Consider the following 24,820-nt stretch of genomic DNA (forward strand, 5'->3'; position numbering starts at 1 on the left):
TGAGGGGAAGGGCTCTTGTCGTCCGGCACCCCACCGCGCACTGGAGGCTCTCTTGGACGTCCACGGCACACCCGACACTTCCTGGCCCGGTCCGCTCTCCCGCCGCAGATTCCTCCAGGCCGCCGGCGTCACCGCCACCGCCGTCGCGGCCGTCGGTCCACCCGCCGCGGCCGCCCCCTCCCACCCGGCCACCCTCACCCTGACCGCCGCCACCGGCGGTTCCGCGACGCTCTCCCCGGCCGGTGACCGGCTGATCGCCGAAGTGCAGAACCTGCTCTGGTCGATCCCGCGCACCGGTGGCACCGCCGTCGCGCTCACCTCGCCCGGACTCGAACCCACCCGCCCGCAGTTCTCGCCCGACGGCAGCCGTCTCGTCGTGTGCGCCTACCGCGGCGGCGGGTTCCACCTGTGGACCCTGCGGCCCGACGGCAGCGACGTACGACAGCTCACCGACGGGCCCTGGGACGACCGTGGCCCCGCCTGGTCGCCGGACGGTACCCGGATCGCGTTCGCCTCCGAGCGCGGCGGCGACACCGTGACCGGCAGCCCCTACCGCGTCTGGGTCGTCGACGTACGCTCCGGAGCGCTGACCCGGCTCACCGGACACTCCGGACAGCAGGGCCCGGCGCAGGGCGGCGCCTGGGAGGACTTCGACCCCACCTGGTCGGCGGACGGTGAGCGCGTGCTGTTCGTGCGCGCGGCCGTCGCCGCCGCGGGCACCCTGCGCGCCGACACCGTTGCCTCCGTCGCCGCCGACGGCTCGGGACCGGTCACCGTCGAGCACACCGACGACTCCGGCGCGCAGCTGATGACCCCGACTGTCTCACCGCGCGGCCGCCTCGCGTATCTGCGCACCACGCCGGCGCCCACCGCCTCCTGCACCCTCGTCGTGGACGGCGCGCCCGTCACGGTCGACGGCGACGTCCTGCCCGCCCCGCCCCGCTGGACCGACGGCGAACGGCTCCTGCTCGCGGTGGACGGCCACTTCCGCCTGCTCGACCCCACGGCGCCCGCGGCGGGGGAGGAGATCCCGTTCACGGCGGCGATGCCCGTGGAACGGCCCCGCTACCGAGGCAAGGCGTACGACTTCGAGGGCACCGGCATCCGGCCCGTGCGGTCCCTGCACCTGCCCGCTCTGTCGCCCGACGGCCGCAGTGTCGTCTTCGCCGCGCTCAACTCCCTCTGGACAGCCGGGACTTCGGGCGGGCGCGCGCCCCGCAAGGTCCTTCAGGTCCCGCACACGCGCTATGTGCTGGGACCGACCTGGACACCCGACGGCACGGGTCTCCTCTACGCGGACGACCGGGACGGACTGTTCGCCGTGCGGCGCCGCGACCTCGACTCCGGCGAGGAGACCGTACTCGCCGACGGCGGCCGGGTCTTCCCCGCGCTCTCGCCCGACGGGACCCGGCTGGCCTGCCTGGACATGTCCGGCAACCTGGTCGTGCGCGAGCTGCCCGACGGCGGGGAACGCACCCTCGTCGCCCCGCTCGGAGCGGGCGGTCTGCCCGGCCGCCCCAGCTGGTCTCCCGACGGCCGGTACATCGCCCTGTGCGACCGTAACCGGCTCAACCAGCGCTTCCGTGAGGGCTACAACCTCATCCGGGTCGTCGACACCACGACCGGCACCGCCGCCCTGCACGCCCTCGCGCCGCACACCTCCCTGTCGGACCGCTACGACTCGGGGCCGGTGTGGTCGCCGGACGGCCGCTGGATGGCCGTCGTCGCCGAGTCCGCTCTGTGGCTGCTCCCGGTCCGCCCGGACGGCACCCCCGACGGGGAGCCGCGCCGCCTCACCACCGAGCCCGCCGACCACCCCTCCTGGTCCGCCGACTCCCGCACCCTGCTCTACCTCTCCGCGGGCGCCCTGCGCCTGATCGACGTCCGCAGCGGCAAGGCCCGTACGGTCAGGGTGCCGTTGGACTACCGGCGTCCCCGTCCCGCCGACACCCTCGTGCACGCCGGCCGGTTCTGGGACGGCACCGGGCCGGACGTCCGCGAGGACGTGGACCTCCTCATCCGTGACGGCCGTATCGGGGAGGTCTCCCCGCACCGCGCCGGGCGGCCGTCCGCCCGCCGCGTCGACGCGAGCGAGCGCACCGTGCTCCCGGGACTCTGGGACGCGCACACCCACCCCTGGCAGAGCACCTACGGCGGCCGCCAGACCGCGCTCCAGCTCGCCTACGGCATCACGACCGCCGTCTCCCTGGGCGGCTTCGCCTACGAGCAGGCCCGGATCCGCGAGGCGGTCGCCGCGGGCGCCCTCGCCGGGCCGCGACTGCTGGCCACCGGTGAACTGCTCGACGGCGCCCGGGTCGCCTACAGCATGGGTCGCGCGCACCGCACCCCCGAGGGGCTGAGGCGCTCGCTGGCGCGCGGGGCGGCGCTGGACTGGGATTTCGTGAAGACGTACGTCCGTGCCCCGGGCTGGGTGATGAAGGAGGCAGCGGACTTCGCGCACGAACGGCTCGGGGTGCGCAGCGGCAGCCACCTGCTCACGCCGGGCGTGCAGCTCGGGCAGGATCTGACGACCCATCTGCAGGCCACCCAGCGGCTGGAGTTCGGGCACGCGACCACCGCGACGGGCCGTGCCTACCAGGACGTCCAGGAGATCTACTCCGAGGCGGGCTTCCATCTGATCGCCACCCCGTTCACCGCGCTCGCCCTGCTGGGCGCCGACCCCGTGCTCGCCGAGGACCGCCGTGTCACCACGCTGATGCCGCCGTGGGACACCGCACTGGTCCGTCAGCAGGCCGGACAGCCGCCCACCGACGCCCAACTCACAACGCTTGAACTCGAGTTGGCGGTCTACCGACGGATCCTGGCCGACGGCGGGCTCGTCGCGCTCGGCACCGACCAGCCGCTCGTGCCGGTCGGACTGCATCTGCATCTCGCCTTGCGGGCGCTGCACCGTGGCGGGCTCTCGCCGGCCGAGACCCTGCGCACCGCCACGCTGCTGCCCGCCCGTGTGTTCGGCGCGGACACCGACCTGGGCACGCTGGAGGAGGGCAAGCTGGCCGATCTCACGGTCGTGGACGGTGATCCCTTCACCGACTTCGACAGCCTCATCCGTACGGTGGCGGTGCTGCGCGGGGGTGTGCTCTTCGAGCAGGCGGACCTCGTGGACGCCTTCGACTCCGCGCGGCGCTCCGGGGCGTCCTTCGGCCCGTCCTTCGGCGTGTCCTCCGATGCTCCGTCCGAGGCGGAATGGCTTGAGGTGAGCCGGCAACTGCGGCGGGAGGGGTGCTGCGATCCGGGGGCCGCGCTGTGAGAGACGCGGAGAGATACGGGCCTGACGCCTGGACGCCCACCGTCCCTGGATCTGACTTGTCCGATTCCTGTGTGGCGCGCACCCTGGGTCTGTGAGGCACCTCACCGCGCGAATAGAGCAAGAATGGCCACTTTTGATCAAGGGAACGGTCACAGCGGGTGGTCATCTGATGTCGCGACGGTCACCCTCGGCCTGGACGGCCTGGTCACAGGGTGGAGCGAGGGCGCTCGACGACTGTTGGGCCACCGCGCCCCGGAGGTCGTAGGGCGCCCCGCGACCGTTCTGCTCCTCGGTGAGGGAGCGCCCGAGGCGAGCGGGCTCTCCCTCACAGGCTCCCAGGAATGGCGGGGCATGGCGGCACTGCGGCATCGGGACGGCCACCGCGTCGAGACGACCCTGCACGCCCAGCCGTCGCTGGGCGCCGACGGCACGGCCCACGCCTTCGTCGTGGCCCTCTCTCCGGGCACCGACCGGTCCATGGTGCAGTGGGCATTCGACCAGGCCTCGATCGCGCTCTCCACCCACAGCGTGGCATCCGGCTCGTGGCGCCGGAACGCGGCGGCGCAGGGCGGGGAGGCATGGGCGGGCGGGGGTGGACCGGCTGTTCAACGAGCCGGGGGAGGGATGCCTCTCGAGGCCGGATACCAGCCGGCCGCCTCCGGCTCCGCCACCGCCACCGCCACCGGTTCCGCCACCGGTTCCGCCTCCGGTTCCGCCTCCGGTTCCGCCTCCGGCTCCGGTTCCGCCTCCGGCTCCGGTTCCGCCTCCGCCACCGCCTCCGTCGACGAAGGCTTCCTCCAGTGTGTGCGCCGCGTCGCCGAGGAACGCGCCCCGATGCGCTTTGAGTGCCTGGCCCCGGAGCCGTCCTGCGCCCCCGGCGCCGCCGTCCCGCGCGGCTCCGCCCACGACCGCGCCTGGGTGATCGAGCTCTGGCCGGTCCGCGACCCCGCCACCGGTGAGGTGGTCGGTGTGGGCACCGCCGCGTTCGACAGCAGCGACCAGCACGCGGCCCGGCAGCGGCTCGCCCTGCTGCAGGAGGCCGGCACCCGCATCGGCACCACCCTGAACGTGACCCGCACCGCCCAGGAGCTCGCCGACCTCGCCGTCCCGCGCCTCGCCGACTTCGTCAGCGTGGACCTGCTCGACTCAGTGCTGCGCGGGGACGAGCCGGTACCGGGGCCGGTCGACGCGGCCGTGGTGCTGCGCAGAGTCGCCCATCAGTCCACCGGCGAAGGGGAGGACGTGCCCGAGGCCGCCATCGACCTCGGCGGCATGGACACCTACCCGCCGTTCTCGCCGCCCGCCCGCTGCCTGGCCGACGGCAAACCGGTGCTCAGCGGCGTGGACGACCCCGACTTCGCCGTGTGGATCGCTGGGCACGAGACACGTACCGCGCGTGTGGCGGAGTACGGCATGCACTCCGTCATGGCCACCCCGCTGCGCGCCCGGGGCATCACCCTCGGGGTCGCGGTCTTCACCCGTGTCGCGGGTTCCCCACCCTTCGAACCGGACGACCTGATCCTCGCCGAGGAACTCGCCGGCCGGGCCGCGGTCGGTGTCGACAACGCCCGCCGCTACACCCGCGAACGCACCAACGCCCTCACCCTCCAGCGCAGCCTCCTGCCCCGGGACCTGCCCAGACAGGCGGCAGTCGAGGTGGCGTACCGCTATCTGCCCGCCGGAACCGGCGCGGGCGTGGGCGGCGACTGGTTCGACGTCGTGCCGCTGTCGGGCACCCGCGTGGCCCTGGTCGTCGGGGACGTCGTCGGCCACGGCATCCACGCCTCCGCCACCATGGGCCGGCTGCGCACCGCCGTCCGCACGCTCGCCGACGTGGACCTGCCCCCGGACGAACTCCTCACCCACCTCGACGACCTGGTCATGCACCTCGCCACGGACAAGGAGGACATCGACCCCGACGAGCCGTACTTCGTCAGCGGCGAGATCGGCGCGACCTGTCTGTACGCCGTCTACGACCCGGTGTCCCGCGTGTGCACCTTCGCCAGCGCCGGTCACGTCCCGCCCGTCGTGCTGCTCCCCGACGGCACGGCCCGTGTGGTCGAGCTGACCCCGGGTCCGCTGCTCGGCGTCGGCGGGCTGCCCTTCGAGTGCACCGAGCTGGAGCTGCCCGAGGGAAGTCTGCTGGCGTTCTGCACGGACGGCCTGGTCGAGGCGCGGGACCGTGACGTCGGCCTCGGTCTCGACCGGCTCTGCGAGGCCCTGGCCGGCCCCGTCACCTCGCTGGAAGCCACCTGCGACACCGTCCTGAGGGCCCTGCTGCCCGCGAGCCCCTCCGACGACGTGGCGCTGCTCCTCGCCCGCACCCGCGCCCTGCATGCCGACCAGGTCGCCGCCTGGGCGCTGCCCTCCGATCCCTCGATCGTGGCCGACGCACGGGCCCAGGCCACCCGCCAGCTCACCGCGTGGGGCCTGGAGGAGGCGGCGTTCGTCACCGAGCTGGTGGTGAGCGAGCTGGTCACCAACGCCATCCGCTACGGCGCCGTACCGATCGGCCTCAGGCTCATCCGCGACCGGACCTTGATCTGCGAGGTCTCCGACGCCAGCAATACCGCCCCGCATCTGCGCCGGGCCCGCACCTACGACGAGGGCGGTCGCGGGCTGCACATGGTCGCCCAGCTCACCCAGGGTTGGGGCACCCGCCAGACCCCCGTGGGCAAGACCATCTGGGCCGAACAACCCCTTCCGGACGGCTGACCCATGGCAGAGCGAACCGGAATCGACGACCCCGGCGGTGGCACGCACACGCTCGGGCTTCTCTACCCGCCCGCCGGCCGCCGACGCGAGTACACCACCATGCAGCTCGCCTTCGTCGGAGGGGTGGCCGAGGCCGCTGCCGAGCAGGGCTACGACCTGCTGCTCGCACCCGCGGGCGCCCACGACGACCCGTCATTTCCGCGGATGGTCGACGAGCGGCGGGTGGACGGCGTCATCGTCATGGAGATCCGCCGGGAGGACGACCGTGTCGAGTACCTGGCCGAGGCGGGCTTCCCCTTCGTGGCCATCGGCCGCAACCACCGGGCCGACGTGGCCGGCTGGGTCGACCTGGACTTCGCCGGTCTGGCCGGCGGCTGTGTCCAGCACCTCGCCGACCTCGGCCACCGCAGGATCGCCTTCGTCAACCGGTCCGAGCAGCTCTTCGACAGCGGCTACGGCTTCGCCCGGCTCGGGGACGAGGGCTACACCGAGACGATGAAGAAACTGCTGCTCACCCCGCACGCCTATCTGTGCGGCGACGACCTCGCGTCAGGAGAGGAGGTCGTGGAGCGCATCCTGAGCGACGACCCGGCGACGACATCGCTGGTCACCATGAACGAGGCGGCCCTGGAGGGTGTCTACCGCGCACTCACCCGCAACGGCCGCAGCGTGCCGCGCGACTTCTCCGTCGTCGGTGTGGCGGCGAGCCCCTGGGCCGAGCAGGTGAACCCGGCCCTCACCGCCGCGGAGATACCCGCCAAGGAGATGAGCCGGGTCGCCGTCGACCTGATGACGCGGCGGCTGCGCTCACCGGACTCGCCTCCCCGGCACGTCCTGCTGAAACCGCTGATCACCCTGCGCGGGAGCACGGGACGCTGCCCGTCGGTGCCGGGTTCGGAACCCGAGACCGAACTCCCCGATTTCCCCGATATCGACCTGGATTTCTGATACGTCGGTTTCTGTGCCCGATCATCGAACCAGTGGGAGCAGACCATGTCGTACCCCGTCGACCGTCGCGGTTTCCTGCGTGTCTCCGGCGTGGCGGCGGCCTCCGCCGCCCTCGGGCTGGCCTCCTGCAGCTCGGACAAGTCGGGCCCGGTGACCCTGAGCTGGTGGGACTACTTCACCCTGGACAACTTCCAGCCCGGAATGAACCGTCTGATCAAGGACATCGAGGCCGGTGTCCCGGACGTGCGGATCGAGCGGCGGAGCTTCCCGTTCGCCGAGCTGGAACGGCAGATCACCCTGGGCGCGATCTCCGGCGACCTGCCCGACCTCGCCATCGTCGACAACGTCTCCATGAACACCCTCGGCGGCAGCCGGTTGCTGGCCGACCTCACCTCCAGGGTCGAGAAATGGGGCCAGGCCGACGAGTACTACAAGGGCCCGTGGTCCGGCTGCCAGGTGGGTGGAAAGACCCTGGGCATCCCCAACAACAGCAACTGCCTCGCCCTCTACTGCAACACCCGCATGCTCAAGTCCGCCGGTGTCGAGCCCCCCACCACCTGGGACGAACTGGCCGTTGCCGCACAGAAGCTGACCAGCGGCGACCGCTACGGCCTGGCCCTGAGCGCGATCAAGACCGAGGAGGGTGTCTTCCAGTTCCTGCCGTTCCTCTGGCAGGCGGGCGGCGACCTGGACACCTTCCGTACGTACGGCGCCACCGCGCTCACCTTCCTCGACGAACTGATCGCCAAGGGTTCCCTGTCCGAACAGTGCGTGGGCTGGACCCAGCAGGACGTCAACACCCGCTTCCTCAACCAGCGTGCCGCGATGCAGATCAACGGCCCCTGGCAGATCCCCACGCTGAAGGAGGCCGACTTCGACTGGAAAGTCGTCGCCCTGCCCCGCGACAAGGTGGCGGCCACCTGCCTGGGCGGCGAGAACTGGGTCGTGATGGCGAACAGCAAGCACGTGGACAAGGCGTGGCAGGTCCTGCAGTACACCCAACGCCCCTCGGTCCTGGTTCCGTACCTGGTGTCCTTCGGTGAACTCCCCGCCCGCAAGGACCTCGCCGACCGGGGCAGCTGGGCCTCCGACCCGGCCCTGCGGCTCTTCCTCAGCCAGCTGCCCCTCGCCCGGCCACGCCAGTACGGCGCCCACTACGCCGAGGCCTCGCAGGCCGTCGCGGAGGCGGAGCAGGCCGTGCTCGCCGGATCCACGTCCCCGTCCGCCGCGGCCAGGACCGCGGCCGGAAAGATCGACAAAGCGCTGGGCGAGCAATGAGACAGCCCCTCTCGCTCTCCGCGCGCCGCAGCCGCACCGGCTACCTGTTCTGCCTGCCGGGCCTGACCTTCCTCGCCCTCTTCCTGGCCTACCCCATCCTCTACAACGTGTGGACCTCCGTCCACGACGTCGACCTGGGCCAACTCCTCGGCGGGGCCGAGCGGTTCACCGGACTGGACAACTACCGGACCGTGGCCGACGACCCGGCCTTCTGGCACTCGGTACGCCTCTCCCTGGTCTTCACCGGGGGCTCGCTGCTGCTCCAGTTCACGATCGGTTTCGCCCTGGCCCTGCTCTTCGCGCGCCCCTTTCCCCTCAACGGCCTGCTGCGCTCCCTCCTGCTGGTCGCCTGGCTGTTGCCCCCGGTGGTCAGCGGCACCCTCTTCCGCTGGATGCTGGACGCCGAGTCCGGCGCCTACAACGCCCTGTTGAAACCCGTCGGCCTGTCCCACGACTGGCTCACCGACCCCTCCACCTCGATGGCGGGGGTCGTCTTCGCCAACGTCTGGGTCGGCGTGCCCTTCAACATGCTGCTGCTCCTGGTCGGACTGCACACCATCGACCCCGAGCTTTACGAGGCCGCCGCCATCGACGGAGCGAACACCTGGCAGCGCTTCCGCCACCTCACCCTGCCGCTGATGCGGCCCGTCTCGGTGACCGTCCTCCTCCTCGGTCTCCTCTACACCTTCAAGGTCTTCGACCTCGTCTATGTGATGACCGGCGGCGGCCCGGTCGACGCCACCCGCGTGCTGTCCCTCTACGTCTACGAGGTGTTCTTCACGTTCTTCCGGTTCGGCCAGGGCGCTGCGGCGGCCCTGCTGCTGCTCGTCGTACCCCTGCTGGCGGGTGCCTGGTACGTACGCCGGCTGCGGCGCGAGGACGAGGCGCCGGCGGGGGGTGCGGTATGAGACGACCACGTCACCCCTGGCTGCTGACCGCGCTCGCCACGGCCGTCACCGCCGTCTTCCTGCTGCCGGTGTACTGGATGGTGAAGACCAGCCTCACCCGTCCGGACCATATCCAGACCCCCGGCCCGCAGTGGGCGCCCAGCCCCGTCACCGGCGAGAACTATTCGACGGCCCTGGGCTACGAGGGTCTGACCCGGGCCCTGCTCAACAGTCTCGTCATCTCCTGCGGGGTGGTCGCGCTCACCCTGCTGCTCGGCGTCCCGCTCGCCTACTCCCTCGCCCGGATCCGGATGCGCGGCTCGGGTGCGATGGTGCTCGCGCTCCTCGTCGCCCAGCTTCCGCCCGCCATCGTGCTGGCGGCCCCCCTGTTCATCCTCGAACGCCGGGCCGGTCTCACCGACACCTACCTGGGCCTGATCGCCGCCGACACCACACTCACGCTGCCCTTCACGGTGATCGTGCTGCGTCCCGTGATGCGCAGCGTTTCGCCCGAACTGGAGGAAGCGGCCCTGGTCGACGGCTGCGGACTGCCCGGTGTGCTGCTGCGGGTCGTCCTGCCGCTCATGGTGCCCGGTGTGGTCGCGGCGGCCGGGCTGTCCTTCCTGATCGGGTGGGGGGAGTTCCTGTTCGGGCTCACGCTTGCCGAGGGGCCCGGCGTCCAGCCCGTCACCGTCCTGCTGAACGCCTTCATCGGGCAGCACGGGACGTCGTGGGGCGCTTTGATGGCCACCGCCACCCTCATCAGCATCCCGGTGGTGTGCGTCTTCGCCGTCTTCCAGCGCTTCATCGTCGGCGGGCTCACCGCGGGCAGTGTGAGGGGCTGAACGCCATGCATCCGCGCGACAGCACCCCCTGGATCGCACCGCCCCCACCCCTGGTCCCGGCCCTGCTGGATCCGCTGGCCGGTGCGTCCGTCGCCTCGGTCGGCAAGGACGGCGTGACCCTCGACGTACGCACGGCGTACGGACGTACGGGCACGCTCCGCCTGCGCCCGGCGGCGGGCAACTGCCTGCGGATCACCTTGCGCTTGGACGGCGTGGCGACGACACCGCGGCTGTCCGTCGTCACCGCGACGACGGACAGCCGTTGCACGGTCGAGCAGTCACCGGACGCCCTCACCCTGCACCTTGAGTCACTCGGTCTCGAAGTCCATCTGACGCCCCTCACCATGGAGTTGACGAGCCACCACCTGCTGCAAGCGACCGACGTGAGCGACCCCAGCGACCGCAGGACCGTCCTGCCCCTCGGCGTCACCGAACTCGCCGACGGCCGACTCGCGTACCACGACAGCTGGTTCACCGAACCCGACGAGCACTTCTACGGCCTCGGTGAACGCTTCACCGGCCCCGACCTGCGCGGCCAACGGGTCGACTGCTGGGTCGAGGACGCCCAGGGCTCGACCGGCACCCGCTCCTACAAGGCGGTCCCGTTCCTGCTCTCCAGCCGCGGCTACGCCGTCCTCGTGGACACCACCTGTGCGGCCTCCTTCGATCTCGCCCACAGCAACACCGGCGCCTGGTCGCTGACCGTCCCCGACGAGGAACTCGACTACTACCTGATCACCGGCACCCCCGCCGAGTGCCTGCGCACCTACCGCGATCTGACCGGCCCCGCCCTGCTGCCTCCGGACTGGGCCTTCGGCCCCTGGATCTCGGGCGGCTTCCGCCGGGACAGCGCGGACGAGGTACGCGAGCGAGCCCGCCGTGTCCGCGAACTCGGCTTCCCCTGCGATGTGTTGCACATCGACACCTACTGGCAGCGACCCGGCTGCTGGTCGGACCTGGAGTGGGACACCGAGGCCTTCCCGGACCCCCACGGGCTGATGACCGACCTGGCCGGGCAGGGCTTCCACGTGTCCCTGTGGATGAACCCGTACATCAGTGTCGACAGCCCGCACTTCGCCGAGATCGACGACAACGGCTGGTTCCTGCACACCACTTCGGGCGGCACGTGGACCGGGCAGGTCTGGGGTGGCGCGCACCCGGACTCGGCCGTCCTCGACCTGACCCGTCCCGGCGCCGTCGACTGGTTCCGGAGCCGGGTCCGCCAGGTACTGGCCACCGGGGTGTCGGTCCTGAAGACCGACTTCGGCGAGGCGGTCCCCGTGGCAGCGGTGGCGTACAACGGCATGACCGGCGACCGACTGCACAACCTCTACCCCCTCCTCTTCAACGACCTGGTCGCCGAGGTCACCCGGGAGGTCGCGGGCCACGGCCTGACCTGGGGCCGCTCCACCTGGACCGGCGGCCAGCGGCACGGCGCCAAGTGGACCGGCGACTCCAACGCGAGCTGGCAGGACCTGGCCTCGACCCTGCGCGCGGGCCTCTCGCTCTCCTTCTCCGGCCATCCCTTCTGGAGCCACGACATCGGCGGCTTCCACGGCACCCCGGATCCCGAACTCTTCGTCCGCTGGGCGCAGTTCGGTCTACTGTCGCCCCTCAGCCGGTTCCACGGGATGACGTCCCGGCTGCCCTGGGACTTCGGCGAGGAGGCGTACGCGGCGGTCCTGCACGCGGCCCGGCTGCGCATGCGCCTGCTGCCCTACGTCCTCCGGGCCGCCGCCGACGCGGTCCGAACCGGCGAGCCGCTCGCCCGCCCCATGGCCCTGGACCACCCCGACCGCCCGGACGCCCACGCGGCCGACCTCCAGTACCTGCTGGGCCCGGACCTGCTGGTCGCCCCGCTGTCCGCACCGGGAGGGCGGCGGCAGGTGTGGTTCCCACCCGGGGAATGGCTGCCGTACGCGGGCTCAGGCGGCCCGATCACCGGCCCCGCCTGGCGTCGGGTCCGCATCCCCCTCACCGCCGCCCCCCTCTGGCTGCGGGCCGGGGCGCACGTTCTGTGAGCGGCGGGTCGCACACCGCCCCGGGACCGGGCGCCGACTGTTTGGGCCGCCTCAGAGGTGGGACTCTGGGACGGAAGAGGTATCCGCCGAGGGGACTCGGGAGGGCCCGATGGGACGTGACGTGCCGGCCCTGGTGTTCACGCGGGAGGACCGCCGACGGTACCGGGACAAGATGCACACCTGCCTCGACGTCCTCGCGCAGATGCTGCGCGAGTCCGGCTTCGAGAGCGAGCGGCCGCAGGTCGGGCTGGAGATCGAGCTCAACCTGGTGGGCGAGGACGGGCTCCCGGTGATGCGGAACACCGAGGTGCTCCAGGCGATCGCCGACCCCGCCTGGTCGAGCGAGCTGGGCCGTTTCAACCTGGAGATCAACGTCCCGCCCCGCCGCCTGCTGTCGGGCGGCCCCGGCTCCTGGGAGCAGGAGATCCGCGACGCCCTCAACCACGCCGAGGAACGTGCCTCGGCGGTCGGCGCGCACCTGATCATGGTGGGCATCCTGCCGACGCTGGGCGAGACGGACGTCGGCGAGACCGCCCTGTCCGGCGATCCGCGCTACCGGCTGCTCAACGAGCAGATCTTCGCGGCGCGCGGCGAGGACCTGCACATCAAGGTGGACGGTGTGGAGCGGCTCGCCCTGTACGCCGACGCGATCACCCCCGAGGCCGCCTGCACCAGCACGCAGTTCCATCTCCAGGTCGCGCCCAAGGAGTTCGCGGACTACTGGAACGCGGCACAGGCCGTCGCCGGCGTACAGATCGCCCTCGCGGCCAACTCACCCTTCCTCTTCGGCAGGGAGCTGTGGCGCGAGACCCGCATCCCCCTCTTCGAGCAGGCCACCGACACCCGGCCCCAGGAGATCAAGGCCCAAGGTGTCCGGCCCCGGGTGTGGTTCGGGGAGCGGTGGATCACCAGCGTCTTCGACCTGTTCGAGGAGAACGTGCGCTATTTCCCCGCGCTCCTGCCGATCTGCGACGACGAGGACCCGCAGGAGGCTCTGGACGGCGGCGGGGTCCCGGAACTCGGCGAACTGACCCTGCACAACGGCACGATCTACCGCTGGAACCGCCCGATCTACGCCGTCACCGACAGTGGCCCCCACCTGCGCATCGAGAACCGGGTGCTGCCCGCCGGGCCCACGGTGGCCGACATCATCGCCAACGGCGCCTTCTACTACGGCCTGACACGCGCCCTGGTCGACGAGGACCGGCCGGTGTGGACGCGGATGTCCTTCTCGGTCGCCGAGGAGAACCTGCACACCGCCGCCCGTGACGGCATCGACGCCCGCCTGTACTGGCCCGGGGTGGGCGAAGTGCCGGTCACGGAACTGGTGTTGCGGCGGCTGTTGCCCCTCGCCCACCGGGGCCTGGAACTGGCCGGGATGGACGCGGAATGGCGTGAGCCGCTGCTCGGTGTCATCGAGCAGCGGTGCGTCACCGCCCGCAACGGCGCCCTGTGGCAGGCGGAGACGGTCCACCATCTGGAGAAGGCGGGCTGCGACCGCCAGGAGGCGCTGCGCCGGATGACGATGACGTACATGGACTACATGCACCTCAACGCGCCCGCGCACACCTGGCCCGTGGACTGATCACCGCCACTTCTCCTCAGGCGTCAGCGGCACCGGCGCGGGCCGCTCCACCGACGTCGACAGCTCGATCCGCCGCCCCTCGGCCGACGAACGGAGCAGCGCCGTCATCGTCTCCAGTACGTGCAGGGCGAGTTCACCGCTCGCGCGCGGTGTCCGCCGTCCGTCGGCGGCGACGAAGTCGAGCAGACCGACGCCCCGGGCTGCCCCCACATAGCCGGCCGACGCCGGAAGCGTGCGCCATCCCTTCTCGGTCTCGCCGAGTTCGAGGAGCCGTACCTCGCCGTCGAAGTTGTTCGGGTCCGGGACCGTGAGGGTTCCCCTGTCGCCGTGGACCTCGATCGGCGCGGCCGTGGTCGAGACGCCGTCGAAGCTCGTCGTGAGCGTCGTGAGGGCCCCGCCCTCGTGTTCGAGGACCCCGGAGACATGGCTGTCCACCTCGACCGGGATCCGCTCGCCGGCGCGCGGGCCGGACCCGATGACCCGCTCGGTGCGGAGCCGGCTGGACGCCCCGATCACGGCACGCACCGGGCCCAGCAGATGCACCAGGGCGGACAGGTAGTACGGCCCCATGTCCAGCAGGGGGCCGCCACCGGCCGTGTAGTAGAAGTCCGGTTGGGGATGCCACCGTTCGTGGCCCGGGGTGACCATGACGGCCGACGCGAACAGCGGGCGGCCGACGGCTCCCGCCTCCACCGCCGCTCGTGCCGTCTGCACGCCGGTGCCCAGGACGGTGTCCGGCGCGCATCCCACGCCGACCGCCGCCTTCGCCGCGGCCTCCAGGACGGTGCGGGCATCCGGGAGTTCGGCGGCCAGCGGCTTCTCGCCGTAGACGTGCTTGCCCCGGGCGATGGCACCGAGGGCGATCTCGGCGTGCGCCGCGGGCACGGTGAGGTTCAGGACCGTGTCGACGTCCGGGCTGCTCAGCAGCTCCCTGACGGACAGTGCCTGTACGCCGGGCAGTCCGGCGGCAACGGTGGCCGACCTGGAGGCGTCCAGGTCGGCCACCGCGGTGACGCGCACCGCGGAGTGGCCGACGAGCGTGTCCAGGTAGGCGCGGGAGATGACGCCGAGACCTACAACGCCTATGCGGTGCGCGTCGCCCACAGCATGCCCCTCTCGATGACGGTACGGACATCGGGGTGCTCGAGAACGTCGAGGTTGTGCCCGGGAGTCGTCACCACGACCCGTCCGGCACCCCACTGCCGGGTCCAGACCGCCGGTGAGGTGACCGGCCGGTGCCAGGGCTGCCACGGCCGGGCGGGATGGGTGGTGGTGGCGAGGACGTCGATCAGGTCGTCGTGGAGCACCCAGTACTGCTCGGTGTGCAGCTCGAAATCCTCGATGCCCGCGGTGACGGGGTGTTCCCGGCCGAGATCGGTGAGGGTGACGGTGTACGGCAGGAAGTTGTCCTCCTCGCCGCCCTGCCGCTCGCACGGTTCCTTGCCCGGGTGGGTCGCGAACTGGCCGCCCACCAGATGGAGATAGTCGGAGGAGGCACGGAACGAGTCGGCGATCCCGCCGTGCCAGCCGGTGAGGCCGGTACCGGCCACGACGGCCGCGCTCAGTCCCGACACCTGCTCGGCGGTGATCTCCGACATGGTCACGCACTGCACCACGAGGTCGGTGGCGGCCATCTCGGCGCTGTCGGCGTAGACATCGGTCGACTCCTCGATCCGGACGTCGTAGCCGTTGCTCTCCAGGAAGGGCAGGAACAGCTCCGTGGCCTTGACCGGCTGATGTCCCTCCCAACCGCCTCGGACCACCAGGGCTTTCTTACGCGTCATTTTGTTCCTTCGTGAGACAGGAAAGGGCTCCTGGGGAGTTCCCCCGGACGGGCCCGAGGAAATCCACCTTCCGGTGGACGGGATTCCGACAACCTCGCTATTGGTATGGACCTGTCAACAGTGAAGGGCTAGTCTCTGCCGAGCCACACCACTGAGAGCGCTCTCAGAGAACTCTGCTGTTCCACCCCCACCTCGTTGGAACGACGAAGGGCAATCTCCATGAGACGCAGAATCATGCGCGCGGGCCTGGCGGTGCTGCTCCTGCTCGGCGCCGGCGCGACCGCGAGCACGGTCCCGGCCACCGCCGACGAGAAGCAGCCCGCCTCCGCCGGACTCCTCACGGCGATGCAGCGGGACCTCCACCTCACGAAGACCGAAGCCGTGGCGAGGCTCGCCGCCGAGCAGCGGGCCACGGCTCTGGAGCCCAAGGTCCGCCGAGCCGCGGGCAGTTCGTACGGCGGCTCCTGGTTCGACGCGGCCAAGGGCACGCTGACCGTCGCCGTCACCCCCGACGCCTCGGTCACCGCCCTCCGCGAGATACGCGCCACCGGCGCCACGGTCCGTACCGTCGCCCACAGCGCCCGCGAACTCTCCGCCACCCAGGTCCGGCTCGACGCACTGCCCGCACCGGACGCCGTCAGCAGCTGGCATGTCGACGCGAAGGCCGGCGCGGTGGTGGTGGACATCGTCAGCGGCCGACAGGGTGACAACGATGTCCAGCGGTTCCTCGCCCGCGCCCGTGAAGCAGGTCCCGTCACGGTGCGGGAAGTGGCCGCCGCACCGACCACCTTCGCCGCCGGAACCGTCGGTGGCGACCCCTACTACACCGGCAACGTCCGCTGCTCCATCGGCTTCTCGGTCTACGGCGGGTTCGTCACCGCCGGCCACTGCGACCAGCACACCGGCAGCGTCTACGGCTGGGACCGCAGCTACGTCGGCAACTTCCAGGGCTCGTCCTTCCCCGACAACGACTACGCCTGGGTCAACGTCGGCAGCGGCTGGTGGACCGTCCCGGTCGTGCTCGGCTGGGGCACCGTCTCCGACCAGCTCGTGCGCGGCTCGAACGTAGCGCCGGTCGGCTCCTCGATCTGCCGCTCGGGCTCGACCTCCCACTGGCACTGCGGCACGGTCCTCGCCATGAACGAGACCGTCAACTACAGCCAGGGCGCGGTGCACCAGATGACCAAGACCAGTGTCTGCGCCGAACCCGGGGACTCCGGCGGCTCCTTCATCAGCGGCGACCAGGCCCAGGGTGTCACCTCCGGCGGCTGGGGCAACTGCTCCAGCGGCGGCGAGACCTGGTTCCAGCCCGTCAACGAGATCCTCAACCGGTACGGCCTGACCCTGCACACCGCCTGATCGCCGGTGTGGGCCCGGCTCTCCCGACTCCGGGCCGGGCCCGCACTCGCGTCGCCGGTCCCCCGGCTCAGGTGGCGGCGGGTCAACGGTCAGGAGACCGGCCGAACCGACGGCATCAGGGTTCTCAGGGGGAACGCCCAGGGGCCGATTCCGGCACCTGGCCCTATTCTGAGGAGGCATGAAGGGGGCTCGGGGCGGGAGTGCGTTCGGTGAAGTACCGGAATCCGAGGGATCGTTCGGTCCGCTTGTCGTCGCCGGGCCGCCGATGTATCTGAGGGCCGCGCATGTCGACCTTCCCGCGGAGAACCCCGACCCGACCGTGCTGCCCACGATCACACTGCTGGGCCGCGGCTGGGGCCCCGGCGGCGACCCCGGGGAACTGCCCCTGCCTCCCGGGCAGTTGCTCGCGGGCCAGTACCGGTTGATCCGACCGCTCGGCTACGGCGGGATGGGCGAGGTGTATCTCGCGCTGGACACCAAGGTCGACAACCGCGAGGTCGCCATCAAGATGCTGCACCCCGATCAGGCGGCGGCCGCGGCGGGCGCCCTGGCCCGGGAACGGCGGGCCCTCGTCGACCTCGGCCACGACGACATCATCCGCGTCTTCAACTACGGCCATCACCCCGAGGTCGGCGACTTCCTCGTCCTCCAGTACGTGGACGGGCTCACGCTGGAGGAGGTGCGGGCACGGGCGAAGCTGAACCCGGGGGAGTTCGGCGACCACCGCTTCCACGAGTTCGTGCTCGCCTACGGTGTGCGGATCCTGTCCGCCCTCGCGTATCTGCACGCCGACCGGCCCGGCAAGGTCTACGGCGACCTGAAGCCGGACAACGTCATGCACGACGGCACCACGACGAAGATCATCGACGTGGGCAGCGTACGCCCGGCCGGAGCCCCCGGGATGACCACGGCCGGCTTCAGCGCCCCGACCGTGGGCCCGAACGGCGAGTCCAGGCACCAGGACGACCTCTTCAGCCTGGGCGAGACGCTGCGCCGCCTGAGCGGTCTAGGCACGTCGGCGGAGGACCTGGGGCGGCTGGGGGACCTTGGCACGTTGGGTGGGCCGACGGGGGAGGGCGGCGGTGGGCCGAGGGGGGAGAGGGGCGGCGTGGCGACGGGGGCGGACGTCGGACAGCCGTCGGCCGTGGAGGTCGGCGGGGCAGCGGTCTCGGCTGCCGAAGCGGTGTCGGCTGCCGAGGAGGCCCGGGCCGCCCGGGGTGCCCTGTCCGCCGCCGAAGAGGTACGGATCGTCGAGGAGGCCCTGACCGCGCGCGAGACTCCGGCCACCCGGAAGGCTCTGTCAGCCGGGGAGACGCCGGGCGGCGGGGAGACGTCGGATGGTGCACCGGGATCGACCGGCGAGGGGCCACTGAACCTCGGCGAGGTGCCGGGCGTCGGACAGGTGTCCGGCTCCGGAGAGGCCCATGCCGACCCGGAGGAACCGAGGCCCCCCGTTCTGTCGGTGGCCGGCGAAGCGCCCGCCAAGGAACCCTGGGTGCCCGGCGACGCCACCGCGCCCGTCCCCCGCGGGCTCGGTCTCCTCTCGCTCGCGCGTGTCCTGCACCGCGCCACGCTGAGCCGGCCCGCGGGGCGGTTCGCCGACGCGCGCGAGATGGAGCAGCAACTGCGGGGCGTGTTCCGTGAGTTGAGGTCGCTGCGTACCGGTGCCGAGACCTTCGAACCCTCGCCGCTCTTCCTCCAGTCGCCCTACGCCCTCGACGGCGCACTCGGCTCCGCGCCACCCCTCGGCCACTGGGCCGCCCCCGACGCGCCGTCCCCGTTCGCCCCGCCGTCGCCCGCCGAGGTCGCCCAGCGCCTCCCCGTCCCGCTGCCCGACCCCCACGACGAACATCACGCCGAGCTGAGCAGACTCGCCGACGCCGCCCCGGAGGCCCTGCTCCAGCACATCGGTGACTGGCGCGACTCCACGGAGGTCCATCTCCTGCGCTGCCGACTGCGGTTGCGGAACCCGGCCGACGGACCGGAAGCCGCCGAACGGGAACTGCGGGCGGCCGAGGCACGGATCGGCCCCCGCCGCGCCCCCTACGACTGGCGGCTGGACTGGCACCACGGGCTCCTGGCCCTCGCACGTGACCAAGTCCCCGCGGCCTGGCGGCACTTCGACCGGGTGTACGCGGCGATCCCGGGCGAATACGCGCCCAAGCTGGCCCTCGGACACTGCGCGGAGCGCCTCGGGCGCCCGCACCAGGCCCTGACCTTCTACGAGGCCGTCCGGCTGCGCAACCCGTCCCTGGGCAGCGCGGCCTTCGGCGCCGCACGGGCCCGCCTCTCGCTGGACGGCGAAAGGGCCCGCGAGGACGCCGTACGCGAACTGGACGCCGTACCGCAGCACTCGCGGCACCGGACCGCCGCGCGCACCGCGGCCGTGCGGATCGGCATCGAGTACGTACGCAGGGCCGGCCACGACGACGAGGTGCCGCAGCGGCTGCGCGAGCTGCTGGAGCGTCTCGCTCTGCTCTTCCACGCGCACGGCCTGACCGACGAGGAGGCCAGGGTCCGGATGACCGTCGAGGTCTGGGAGGCCGTACAGGGCGCCCTCGCCCGCGGTGCCCTCGACGCGGCGGCCCTCGCGGCCCTGTCCGCCGGCGCGGACCCCCGGCTCGGCCTCCCGCCCGATGAACACGGCCTGCGTGCGGACCTGTCCCGCCGCTATGTCACCCTCGCCCACCAGGCCGCCCGCTCCGCCGCCCCCGAGGACGCGGCCGTGGCCGAAATCCTCCTGGACCGCGCCTACGAGATCCGCCCGCTCGCCTTCCGACACCACAGGGACAGCCCATGGCTCGGCAAGAGAGTCGCCGACTGGCTCCGGACGGTCGCTTATGCGCCGTCACACAGAGCACCCTCCGCCTCACGCGGGCAGTCACCGCCGTAACCGCCGAACTCGCCCGCCGCGTCCACCGCTACGCCTGGCCCGCCACCGTCGGCCACCGCAACCGCGGCTACCTGCGGGACCGGCTCGTCGCGCTGCCGCTGCTCGCCATGGTGGCCTTCGGGGCGCTCGGCTGGGCCTACGCGGGCGTGCGCGGCGACTCGGCGTACATCCGGGAGAGCGCGGCGCCCGCGCTGGTCGACCTCGCGGACGCCCGGGCCTCGCTGCTCATCGCGCAGGGCGAGGCCGAGCGGAACCTCGCCGAGGGGCGGGCGGCCGAGCTCAGCGGGCTCAGCGAGCGGTACCGGACCCGGATCGCCCGCGCCACGCAGAGCCTGAACCAGGTCACCCGCAGCGGAGCTCTCACCGTCGCCGAGGAACAGGAACTGCGGGTCGTGTCCGCCCTGGTCGTCGACTACACCGGCTGGATCGGCCGGGCCCAGGGCCACGCCACCGACCCGGTCCTGCGCGACGCCGAACTCACCTACGCCCGCAGCATGCTCTGCTCGACGGCCGCCGCTGCGACCGGCGAGAACCCCTACCCGGCCTGCCCCGCCGCGACCGGCTCGGCCGCGACCTCGATCGTCGACCGGGTGAGCGGCCTGGAGAGGCGGCTGCGCGCACGCCTCGCCGACCGGGCCGACTGGGGCGCGGACACGATCACGGCGGCGGTGATCGCCGCGCTCGCCCTCGCCCTGCTCGCCGCCGGACTGTGGCGGACGGTGTCCTTCCTGCGCCGCCGCTTCCGGATCCGGCTGAGCATCCCCCTCGCTGCCGCCGCCCTGCCGTTGCTCGCCGTGCCGTTCCTGACGGTCGACGCCCTGCTCGCCCTGGACGCCCAGCACGAGACCGTCCCCGTCGCGGACGCGCTGGCCGAGCGGACCTCGCCCGGGACGGAGACGGTCGCCGAGGAGAAGCCTTTCGCCGGACCGGAGCCGCAAGCCATCGAGACGCTCGGGGCCGGCATCGACACGGGCCTGGCGGACGGGCGGCTGGCGTTCCTCGACGGCGTCGCCCCGTTCGTGTTCCCCACGGGCCTTGCCTGCGCGGCCGTGATCGCCGGCACCCTGCACGCCTACCGCCGCGAGTACCTCGTCGTCTCACGCCCGGGAGCCGTCGCATGAGCCGTGTCCCGCGTGTCCTCCTCCGGGGCCTGCTCGTGGCGTGTCTGCTGGCCCTCGTTCCCGGCTGCGGGTCCGACACCCGCGACCCGCTGGTCGTCCTCGGCCCCTGGACCGGTGAGGAGGGCAGGGCCTTCGAAGCCGTCCTCGACAAACTGGACGACGGGACGGGACGGACGTACACCTACGAGGGCACCCGCTCACTGCGCGAGACGCTCGTCTCACAGCTGGAGGCCGATGACCCGCCCGACGTGGCGGTCCTCAACAGCATCGGCGAACTCACCGAGTACGCCCGCCGCGACAAGCTGAAGCCGCTCGCCGCGGAGACCGCCCAGCGCGCCTACCCGCCCTGGGTGCCGGCTCTGATCGTGGACAACAAACTGCGCGCGTACTGGGTGCCGCTCAAGGCCGACCTCAAGAGCCTGGTGTGGAGCAGACGGGGCGCGCCCGGCGACAAGCCCGCATGGTGCGTGGGGCTCGCCTCCCAGGCCACCTCCGGCTGGCCCGGCACCGACTGGATCGAGGACCTCCTGCTCCACCAGGCCGGCCCCACCCTCTACGACGAGTGGGCCAGGGGCCGCCTCGACTGGCGCGACCCCGCCGTCGAACGCGCCTGGACCACCTGGGCGAAGCTGCTCGGCAAGCGCTCCCCGGAGTCGGTGGAACGGTCCCTGACCACGTCGTTCGAGGGCGCGTCGGGAGCCGACGGCAAGCCGCGCGGCCTGCTGCACTCACCCGGATTCGCCTGCTCGCACGAGCATCAGAGCGCCTTCATCCGGTACGTCTACACGGGCGACGACGTGAAGGTGGAGCCGTCGGCCCGGTATCTGGACGGACAGCCCGCATACCAGGACGCCTTCGAGGTCGCGGGCGACATGGCCGCCGTCTTCAGCGACGACCCGGACGCCCAGCAACTCGTGGAGCGGCTGTCGAGCCCGGCCGGGCGCAAGCTCTGGTGGGCGGAGGCGGAGCCGGCGGTACGGCCGCTGTTCCCGGACACGGCCGGGTTGTCGCCGCCGGCCTCCGCGACACCGGTCGAGCGGAAGATCGACTCCCTGCTCACCTCCGGCGCCCGCGTCCTGTGCTTCGACGCCTCCGACGTGATGCCGCCCGAACTCCGGGACGCCTTCCACCGGGCGGTCCTGGAGTTCTTCCGCGACCCGACACAGCGTCAACTCCACTCTTTGCTCCAGCAGTTGGAGACCGTACGAGTCCAGGTGAACAGGGACTCCGGTACCGACCGCACCTTCCGGCCGCCGCAGCACATCTGCGAGTGACCGTCGCGCACCCGGCTCCCTCCGCGTCGTGGCGGAGTACCTGGTCGACGGCCTGGCCTGACATGGTGGTGTCATGTGCTGGAGTGCGACAGCGGATCTCTTGGCGGGCGCGGCGATCACGTCCGTCGGGGCGGCCTGTGTGATCCGGACCCGCCGTGCCAGGGACCTGCCCCTCGCCGCGCTGCCCCTGCTGCTCGGCGCCCACCAGCTGGTCGAGGCACGGATCTGGCACACGGGAGGCGGGACCGGGGCGGCCGCCGTCGCCTGGGCCGTCATCGCCCTGCCCGTGCTCGCCGTGTGGGTGCCGGTGGGCGTGTGGTGCGCAGCCTCACGCCGAGCCGGACGCCGACTGGCGGCGGTCGTGGCGGTGGGAGCGCTGACCGCCGCCTTTCTCGCCCATGGTCTCGCCACCCGCCCCGTCCGCGCCGAGATCCGCGGCCACACCATGGCCTACGTCATCGGACTGCCCCGGGCGGAACTGCTCGTCGCGGGCTACCTGATCGCCACGGTCGGCGCACTGCTGCTCTCCGGTGACCGTTGGCTCACCAGGCTCGGTGTCCTGGCCGGGGCGGGCGCCCTGGTGTGCTGGCTGCTGTGGCGGCTGGAGTTCGTGTCGACCTGGTGCGCGTCGGCGGCGGTCTGCTCGGTGGTCCTGTACGGATGGGTGCGTGGGCGTCCCGCCCCGAAGCGGGCCCTCCCGGCGGACATCTACCGTTCGTAGACGTGCCGTTGCCGCCGCGAGGCTCTCGAGGAACTTTCTGCCGACGGTGCGGGCGCGCGCACCCGCCCCGAGTTCTCACGCACCCGACGGTTTCCGGTGCGCGGACTCCGTCAACGGGGCCGGTACGCCCTCGGCAACGGCATGCCCCGCTCGGCCATGATCTGCCGTACGCGGTTCGGGTAGTCGGTGATCACGCCGTCGACGCCCATGTCCATGAGCGCCTCCACGGTGGCCGGGTCGTCGCAGGTCCACGGGATGACCTTCAGGCCCCGGGCGTGGGCCTTCGCGACCATCGTCCGGTCGGCGTAGAAACGGAAGTCGGGGTCACCGACCTTGCCGCTCTGCGGGAAGCCGTAGTTGGGGGAGAGGGCTCTGACGCCGGGGACGGTGGCGGCGGCCCTGACGAAGTCGCCGCCGTAGTCGTCGGCGTCGATCCCGCCGAGCCACGGTGACGCGCCCGGCTTGCCGACCTGGAGGAAGTCGTAGTTGGTGAGGGCGACGAGCGGCCACTTCGGGGCCAGTGCGTGCATCGCCTTGAGCGCGCCCCAGTCGAAGGACTGGATGGTGACCTGGTCCTCGATGCCCGAGCGGTGGATCTCCTCGTAGACGCGCCGCACGAACAGCCCACGCGGCGCGGTCTGTTCGGGTGCGCCGGCCTCGACCTTCGTCTCGATGTTCAGCTTGACCCGCTTGGCGCGATAGCTCCGGACGAGGTTCAGCACGTCCTTCAGCTCGACCATCCGGAAGCCCTTGACCACCTCCTGCTCGGGAAAGCCGGGCAGTTGCCGGTAGCCGCAGTCCATGGTCTTGATCTGAGCCAGCGTCAGATCCTTGATGTACTTGCCGACATACGGGTACATCGGGTCGCCGGCCGTCACGGGCCCGGTGTCACGGCACTTGACCGCGCTGATCTGCCGGTCGTGGTTGACGACGACCTTCCGGTCCTTGGTGACATGGGTGTCCAGCTCCAGCGTGGACACTCCGAGGCGCATCGCCTTGCCGAAGCCCTCCAGGGACTCCTCGGTGGTCATGCCGATGCCGCCACGGTGGGCCTGGAGGTCGAAGTGCGGCTTGTGCCCGGCCGGTCGGGGGCCGTCGTACGCCGTCGCGGGCGTGGCGGCCGACAGTGCGAGCACCGGCACCAGCGCCAGGCCGACGAGGACATGTCTTGAGGACATCGGCACCTCACTCGTGTGGAGTCGGGACGCCCACAGACGCTAGCGAGGTCGCCGACCGGTTCAACCCCTCGGACGTGATCCCACCGTGAATGTCCGGGGAACGCCGTCCCTGTCGGCCGTCAGGGCGTGGGGATGCCGGCCGGGCGGGCCGGGCGGCCGAGGCGGACCGGGACACCGGGGGAGTAGAGGACGCTGACCGGGGGGCCGGTCGGGGCGGGCAGACCGGCCGCGGTGAGCAGGTCCTGTTCGCAGGTGAGCAGCTCGGCGCGGTGCAGGGGCCAGCGCGGATGGTCGTTGGGCAGGTAGGCCAGTGGCTCGGCGCCGCCGAGGAAGGCGTTGTGCATACCCCAGCGGGCGGTCAGGAAGTGTTCCAGGCCGGTCGGTTCCTCGATGCGTTCGCCGGTCCGTACCGTGATCAGGCTGCGGGCGCCGCGCGGGCCGGGCCATCGGCGGGAGCCGGCGTAGGTGACGGTGTCACCGGCCGTGCGGACGCTCATCCGGGACCAGAGGTACGGCAGCCGGAAGCCGACGCGTCCCATCACCACGGGAATCAGCCGGGAGGCGTCCATGGAGCGGAACACCACGCCACGCCGTCCGTGCGCGTCCACCGAGTACAGGCGCACATTGGTCTCCGGGAAGGTTCCGAGATACGGCACCCCCGGCAGCCCCAGCCAGCCGACCCGGTGCATCCGGAACGCGACCAGTCCGACGTACGTGAGTCCGCCGTGTGTGTCCGGGACCGTGCCGCGCGGCAACAGTCCCGCCACGACCGCCGGTTCCACGGCCCAGTGGATGAAGGTGAGGTCGAGCCACTGCTGGGTGAGCAGCGGGAGGCGTACACGGGATGGTGCGTCCGGGGTGACGGGAGTGGGGTTCGGCACAAGGTCCAGGGTGGCAGAGGCCGGGTGTGTCCGGCGCGGCGGTGGTGTGCCGGGGGACG

17 protein-coding genes are annotated in these 24,820 nt (G+C 72.0%); 13 read left to right on the forward strand and 4 right to left on the reverse strand.

Annotated elements, in window-relative coordinates; all coding sequences use genetic code 11:
- Nucleotides 1-52 precede the first annotated feature (52 nt).
- The 8 genes from ABZT93_RS25045 to ABZT93_RS25080 all read left to right on the forward strand — a co-directional run bounded on the left by ABZT93_RS25045 (nucleotide 53) and on the right by ABZT93_RS25080 (nucleotide 13,550).
- Nucleotides 53-3,271 (forward strand): amidohydrolase family protein, encoded by a 3,219-nt coding sequence (locus ABZT93_RS25045; RefSeq protein ID WP_356108307.1) that lies wholly within the window; start codon nucleotides 53-55, stop codon nucleotides 3,269-3,271.
- Nucleotides 3,272-3,394: 123 nt separating this feature from the next.
- Nucleotides 3,395-5,986 carry a SpoIIE family protein phosphatase gene (locus ABZT93_RS25050; RefSeq protein ID WP_356108310.1) on the forward strand — a complete coding sequence of 864 codons (2,592 nt, stop codon included), beginning with the start codon at nucleotides 3,395-3,397 and terminating at the stop codon, nucleotides 5,984-5,986.
- Between the two features lie 3 nt (nucleotides 5,987-5,989).
- Entirely contained in the window at nucleotides 5,990-6,934 is a 945-nt protein-coding gene (locus tag ABZT93_RS25055; RefSeq protein WP_356108313.1) for a substrate-binding domain-containing protein, read from the forward strand.
- Between the two features lie 45 nt (nucleotides 6,935-6,979).
- On the forward strand, nucleotides 6,980-8,212 hold the full coding sequence (locus ABZT93_RS25060) for a sugar ABC transporter substrate-binding protein (RefSeq protein ID WP_356108316.1): 1,233 nt from the start codon (nucleotides 6,980-6,982) through the stop codon (nucleotides 8,210-8,212).
- Nucleotides 8,209-9,120 (forward strand): sugar ABC transporter permease, encoded by a 912-nt coding sequence (locus ABZT93_RS25065; protein ID WP_356108318.1) that lies wholly within the window; start codon nucleotides 8,209-8,211, stop codon nucleotides 9,118-9,120. The genes ABZT93_RS25060 and ABZT93_RS25065 overlap by 4 nt, the downstream gene beginning before the upstream one ends.
- Entirely contained in the window at nucleotides 9,117-9,944 is an 828-nt protein-coding gene (locus tag ABZT93_RS25070; protein ID WP_356108321.1) for a carbohydrate ABC transporter permease, read from the forward strand. The genes ABZT93_RS25065 and ABZT93_RS25070 overlap by 4 nt, the downstream gene beginning before the upstream one ends.
- A 5-nt stretch (nucleotides 9,945-9,949) precedes the next feature.
- A complete protein-coding gene (locus tag ABZT93_RS25075; RefSeq protein WP_356108323.1) occupies nucleotides 9,950-11,965 on the forward strand; it encodes a TIM-barrel domain-containing protein in 2,016 nt (671 codons plus the stop codon).
- 109 nt (nucleotides 11,966-12,074) lie between these two features.
- Nucleotides 12,075-13,550 (forward strand): glutamate--cysteine ligase, encoded by a 1,476-nt coding sequence (locus ABZT93_RS25080; protein ID WP_356108325.1) that lies wholly within the window; start codon nucleotides 12,075-12,077, stop codon nucleotides 13,548-13,550.
- Here ABZT93_RS25080 and ABZT93_RS25085 read toward each other — a convergent pair whose 3' ends face one another.
- A complete protein-coding gene (locus tag ABZT93_RS25085) occupies nucleotides 13,551-14,654 on the reverse strand; it encodes a Gfo/Idh/MocA family oxidoreductase (RefSeq protein ID WP_356108326.1) in 1,104 nt (367 codons plus the stop codon).
- Entirely contained in the window at nucleotides 14,633-15,334 is a 702-nt protein-coding gene (locus tag ABZT93_RS25090) for a ThuA domain-containing protein (RefSeq protein ID WP_356108329.1), read from the reverse strand. Before ABZT93_RS25090 ends, ABZT93_RS25085 begins: the two co-directional genes overlap by 22 nt.
- Before the next feature lie 219 nt (nucleotides 15,335-15,553).
- On the opposite strand from ABZT93_RS25090, the gene ABZT93_RS25095 reads away from it, so the two are divergent.
- The 5 genes from ABZT93_RS25095 to ABZT93_RS25115 all read left to right on the forward strand — a co-directional run bounded on the left by ABZT93_RS25095 (nucleotide 15,554) and on the right by ABZT93_RS25115 (nucleotide 22,702).
- On the forward strand, nucleotides 15,554-16,693 hold the full coding sequence (locus ABZT93_RS25095; protein ID WP_356108332.1) for a S1 family peptidase: 1,140 nt from the start codon (nucleotides 15,554-15,556) through the stop codon (nucleotides 16,691-16,693).
- A 178-nt stretch (nucleotides 16,694-16,871) separates the two neighbouring features.
- On the forward strand, nucleotides 16,872-19,586 hold the full coding sequence (locus ABZT93_RS25100) for a tetratricopeptide repeat protein (protein ID WP_356108335.1): 2,715 nt from the start codon (nucleotides 16,872-16,874) through the stop codon (nucleotides 19,584-19,586).
- The gene (locus ABZT93_RS25105; RefSeq protein WP_356108338.1) at nucleotides 19,490-20,707 is read left to right on the forward strand and encodes a hypothetical protein; all 1,218 of its coding nucleotides are present in this window, start codon (nucleotides 19,490-19,492) and stop codon (nucleotides 20,705-20,707) included. The genes ABZT93_RS25100 and ABZT93_RS25105 overlap by 97 nt, the downstream gene beginning before the upstream one ends.
- On the forward strand, nucleotides 20,704-21,981 hold the full coding sequence (locus ABZT93_RS25110; RefSeq protein ID WP_356108343.1) for an extracellular solute-binding protein: 1,278 nt from the start codon (nucleotides 20,704-20,706) through the stop codon (nucleotides 21,979-21,981). Before ABZT93_RS25105 ends, ABZT93_RS25110 begins: the two co-directional genes overlap by 4 nt.
- A gap of 73 nt (nucleotides 21,982-22,054) precedes the next feature.
- Nucleotides 22,055-22,702: a DUF6629 family protein gene (locus ABZT93_RS25115; RefSeq protein WP_356108346.1), complete on the forward strand. Its 648-nt coding sequence runs from the start codon at nucleotides 22,055-22,057 to the stop codon at nucleotides 22,700-22,702.
- 110 nt (nucleotides 22,703-22,812) lie between these two features.
- Here the strand turns inward: ABZT93_RS25115 and ABZT93_RS25120 are convergent, their stop codons facing one another.
- Nucleotides 22,813-23,880, reverse strand: coding sequence for a glycerophosphodiester phosphodiesterase family protein (locus ABZT93_RS25120; RefSeq protein ID WP_356108349.1), 1,068 nt, complete (start codon nucleotides 23,878-23,880; stop codon nucleotides 22,813-22,815).
- A gap of 119 nt (nucleotides 23,881-23,999) precedes the next feature.
- On the reverse strand, nucleotides 24,000-24,761 hold the full coding sequence (locus ABZT93_RS25125; RefSeq protein ID WP_356108350.1) for a DUF2071 domain-containing protein: 762 nt from the start codon (nucleotides 24,759-24,761) through the stop codon (nucleotides 24,000-24,002).
- Nucleotides 24,762-24,820: the final 59 nt, after the last annotated feature.

Source organism: Streptomyces sp. NPDC005303 (assembly GCF_040607335.1).
GTDB lineage: Bacteria > Actinomycetota > Actinomycetes > Streptomycetales > Streptomycetaceae > Streptomyces.

What these genes read in the sequence shown, in the direction of transcription:
- ABZT93_RS25050 (WP_356108310.1), top strand. Translation starts at nt 3,395, where the DNA reads ATGGCCACTTTTGATCAAGGGAACGGTCACAGCGGGTGGTCATCTGAT.
- ABZT93_RS25055 (WP_356108313.1), top strand. Translation starts at nt 5,990, where the DNA reads ATGGCAGAGCGAACCGGAATCGACGACCCCGGCGGTGGCACGCACACG.
- ABZT93_RS25060 (WP_356108316.1), top strand. Translation starts at nt 6,980, where the DNA reads ATGTCGTACCCCGTCGACCGTCGCGGTTTCCTGCGTGTCTCCGGCGTG.
- ABZT93_RS25065 (WP_356108318.1), top strand. Translation starts at nt 8,209, where the DNA reads ATGAGACAGCCCCTCTCGCTCTCCGCGCGCCGCAGCCGCACCGGCTAC.
- ABZT93_RS25070 (WP_356108321.1), top strand. Translation starts at nt 9,117, where the DNA reads ATGAGACGACCACGTCACCCCTGGCTGCTGACCGCGCTCGCCACGGCC.
- ABZT93_RS25075 (WP_356108323.1), top strand. Translation starts at nt 9,950, where the DNA reads ATGCATCCGCGCGACAGCACCCCCTGGATCGCACCGCCCCCACCCCTG.
- ABZT93_RS25080 (WP_356108325.1), top strand. Translation starts at nt 12,075, where the DNA reads ATGGGACGTGACGTGCCGGCCCTGGTGTTCACGCGGGAGGACCGCCGA.
- ABZT93_RS25090 (WP_356108329.1), bottom strand. Translation starts at nt 15,334, where the DNA reads ATGACGCGTAAGAAAGCCCTGGTGGTCCGAGGCGGTTGGGAGGGACAT.
- ABZT93_RS25095 (WP_356108332.1), top strand. Translation starts at nt 15,554, where the DNA reads ATGAGACGCAGAATCATGCGCGCGGGCCTGGCGGTGCTGCTCCTGCTC.
- ABZT93_RS25100 (WP_356108335.1), top strand. Translation starts at nt 16,872, where the DNA reads ATGAAGGGGGCTCGGGGCGGGAGTGCGTTCGGTGAAGTACCGGAATCC.
- ABZT93_RS25105 (WP_356108338.1), top strand. Translation starts at nt 19,490, where the DNA reads ATGGCTCGGCAAGAGAGTCGCCGACTGGCTCCGGACGGTCGCTTATGC.
- ABZT93_RS25110 (WP_356108343.1), top strand. Translation starts at nt 20,704, where the DNA reads ATGAGCCGTGTCCCGCGTGTCCTCCTCCGGGGCCTGCTCGTGGCGTGT.
- ABZT93_RS25115 (WP_356108346.1), top strand. Translation starts at nt 22,055, where the DNA reads ATGTGCTGGAGTGCGACAGCGGATCTCTTGGCGGGCGCGGCGATCACG.
- ABZT93_RS25120 (WP_356108349.1), bottom strand. Translation starts at nt 23,880, where the DNA reads ATGTCCTCAAGACATGTCCTCGTCGGCCTGGCGCTGGTGCCGGTGCTC.